Genomic DNA, 3,804 nt, shown 5'->3' with positions numbered 1-3,804 from the left:
CCCTGTGAAATCTATAAGATTTGAATAAACTGGAAAATAACAAAAAGCATTTTTTTTAATAATCCCCAACAATCAACTTCCCTGTAAAAATTTTATTTTCTAAAATAATTTGATACAAATACAAACCGTTTGATAAATTACCTCTGAAAAACTCATAGCTGTTTCCTGTAAATTTTTCTTGTTTTAGGAGTTTGCCTGTGATGGAGTAAAGGTTTAGGGTTACTTTTTGTTTTGTGTTTGTTGGTAATTTGAATGTGCAGTTTGTTTTAAAAGGGTTTGGGTAAGCAATAGCATTTCTGTTTTTATGTACTTCATTTTTTATAGAAACACACTTTATCTTTTTATCATCCACATAGCCATTGCTGTCGGTTTTTATAACATAACCCAATTCCCAACCATAACCCATAGATGCTGAAATCAAATAACCTCCATCTCTTGTAAGTAATAAGGAGCTACCATGTATGTCTATTATATTTCCATTAAGGTAAATGTAAAAGTATTTTTTACTATCCAATAATTCTCCATCAGGATTAAGTTTTCTAATTTCAAAATATGTTTCTAAATCACTGAGATATTCAACATTATGTACCAAAAGCAGATGAATATTACCAAACTCATCAATAATAATATCCGAAGCATAAACAGGATGATCTATGGGTAATTGGTATTGCCATTTTGTATTAAAACTATCATCCAGTTTCACGATTTGACTTTCATAATCATCAATCCATTTCCTCAACTGAAACAAGTATCCATCTTCAGTTTTTTGAAAACTCATGGTTAAATCTTTTGTGTTAAATGGAAAACGAAAAGTATCAATTTTTACAATATCTCCATCAAGAGACATTTTAATCATCCTACGGTAATCTTTACCTCTAGCCAAAATAAAATAATAAAAACTGTCGTAAATAAAAAGATTATATAAAGACTTAAAGAATAATGTATCTTTTAAAATGGAATCGTAAAAAACCAAGCTGTCTATTTGCCATAAAATGTTTCCGTAATAATCCAACTTTATACAAAATCCATATTGATTTTCGTATTCTTGTTTCTCCTGATTATATTTAGTATAACAGCTCCTGCCAAAAAAACTACTATCTATTGGTGAAAAAACTGTTGTAAAGTGTGAATGTATGGAAAAGTCATTTCTTGTCCATTTTAAATCTCCTTTCTTGTCGTACATAAAATTAAAACCGGTTTCTAATAAGTGGTTTTTGTCGCCCCAGCCATAGAAAAATATATCACCATTTTCGAAATAATAAAAGCGTTCAACATCGTAAGGGTAAAAATTACCCATAGGGAATTTGAAATCCCTTATTTTCTTGCCTTTTACAGAGATTTCGGTAAATGAGTAATCGCCTCCAGGACCCGGGAAATAATAATTGCTCAATATCAGGTAATTGCCATTTTTCATCTGAACACATTTTTGCGGATATACTTCGTTGGCATGTTCAAATTCAAGATTTGTTACAAAAGATGAATTTCCCTGTGCATTGGCAAACAAGGGAAAGAGTAATATAAATAGGATTCTAAATATTATTTTTTTCATTTTACTGTTTAATTACTTTTCGTCTGATTGTATATTGATCATTGGAAATTTCTATTATATATATTCCCTTTTTCAATACTTCTGTATCCATCCTTATAGTTTCCTTGTTGTAATAAATTTCAGTTATTATTTGTTTGCCTGAAATATCATAAATATTTATACGTATTTCGGCAGATAAGTTATCAGTCTTATTGACCTTTATTGTTATCTCATTTGTCAAAGGGTTTGGATAAACATTTAGGTTAGGTTTATAAAGATCAAGAACTCCAGAGATTGGATCAGAAAACTCAGGGCAATCAACAAGTGATCGATCATCAAAATCAATATAACAATAAGGATACTCTACCATTAGTGCCTGAAGATCTGAATAATATATATAACAGAATGCTGAAATATTGACATTGTCTATATATTGGTAAGCACTTCCTGGATTTTCGTATATGTCTCCATGCTCGCTAATATATTCATTTTTCGCCCTGTTAAAGTCATTTCCATCAGCATTAAACCAATTTTGTAAATAACTTGGTTGGCACGAAAATGTTGGAATTATGTTGGTTACTTGATTATCGTTTCTATAGCCAAGATATTGCAATCTTTCTTGATACCTAGAACTGGCACTAATAAATGATACAGCTTCATCCTCATCATTTTCATCATAATCAATATAATAATACACTAAAAGAGCATCACTACCTGATTCCTGAATAGCTTTGAGTTTATCTTTCCTGTCGTTAATATCATGACGTGGTGTGCAATCATCGTACATCGTAGGGTCTTCATCATATGAACAACCTCTATGATATGAGTATCCTAAACAATCAAATACCCTGTTAATATTTCCATCCGTTGTTCTAGCTCCTGTTAGTTTGTTAATTTTTTCAAAGTGCTCTGTGTATTTGGTTTTGTAAATACCATGTTCTTCATAATCAGAATATTCTTTTTTTGGGTCAGGATTCCAGAATTCATCCTCAAGTACCAGAAAATTTATTTTCCCATGATGACCGAAATTGTAATTTTCCGTATTGTACATTAATTGATTGTACATTTGGTCGTCATCAGGATCCCCATATGCAGCACCACAAATAATTCCATAAGAATTGCATCCATCAATGAAATAGGCAAGTTTTTCTTCAAAATAAATCTTATCCTCTTTACTTGAAACATATTTAGGGTTAAATATATTACGTACTCCATAAAGTATTAAGTAGTTTATATTGTCTTGTATTACAAAACTCATAAGTTTTATGCGTTTTTCACCGTTTAATAAAATATTTTGATTGCTAAAAATGTCTGATTTATTTAAGAAATTATTAACCCATAAAATTCTTGGAATCTTACAATTCTCTGTATTATCAAAGTTGTTAGTTGCCAATGACACACCTAAATAAGCATTCCCACTTTCCTCAATCCCATAACTTGTATTATAACCACTAAAATACACAAAAGGCATCCCCAGAAACTTTGCTACTGCATAACCCATATCCACAGAATCGCCTCCAAAGGTTTCGTGTAAAATTGTGTCTCCAAAGGAATCGAGGTGTACAACATACATATCTTCATATTCTTCGCCTCTTGTGTTGCACTGCCCCACAGCTATGTAAGTAAAATCTGTGGTAACTATGTCATTAAAACTTTCAAGTCCTGTTTTTCCTATGTATTTTCTCCAATCTTGCTCAAAAGCTGTATCAAGTTTCATTACAAATCCATCCGTATCATTATTGCAAATTCCATAGCCCGCAACAATATAACCCTTATCAAATGCAGTATCAATACTAAATATTTTTGTGTCATCGTTTAGGTCGTAGTCATAAGTGTTTAACAATCTACCTACACTGTCTTCAATTACATACAATTTAGGATTTATATCATCTGTTACATCATTTGCCGCAATTATATAATTATTATCATAATCATTAATTATTTTATAAGCTTCTATGTCATAATTAGTTGCTCCGTATAAGTTATTCCAAGATGTTCCATTATCTCCAATTTTTATTACCCTTATTTTTGCATCTCCGCTACCAATTGGTGTGCTATTTCCCAATATTATAAAATCATCATTACCATTGTTTACTACCGAATAACCTATTTCGTTATAATTATCTCTCCCGTATTGAAAAGTCCAAACAGTATCTCCTGTTGTATCAATTCTCATTGCAAAAATTTCTTTTCTTGTATCTCCTGTTCGTACAGGCGGGTCAGTGTAAACTTCCGTATAACCAACAAGCACCCAACCGTTTGTCGAGTGTGGAGCT

At 31.3% G+C, this 3,804-nt stretch carries 2 protein-coding genes; both read right to left on the bottom strand.

Features of this window, described 5'->3' with window-relative positions:
• Positions 1 to 55 precede the first annotated feature (55 nt).
• A complete protein-coding gene (locus tag U9R42_05095; protein MEA3495394.1) occupies positions 56 to 1,549 on the bottom strand; it encodes a T9SS type A sorting domain-containing protein in 1,494 nt (497 codons plus the stop codon).
• Position 1,550: 1 nt separating this feature from the next.
• Positions 1,551 to 3,804 (bottom strand): T9SS type A sorting domain-containing protein (locus U9R42_05090; protein MEA3495393.1); only part of this gene is annotated, 2,254 nt, incomplete at its 5' end.

The sequence above is a fragment of the Bacteroidota bacterium genome (assembly GCA_034723125.1).
GTDB lineage: Bacteria > Bacteroidota > Bacteroidia > CAILMK01 > JAAYUY01 > JAYEOP01.
Note: the sequence above shows the minus strand (reverse complement) of the source record. Positions and strands in the feature narration are given on the sequence as shown.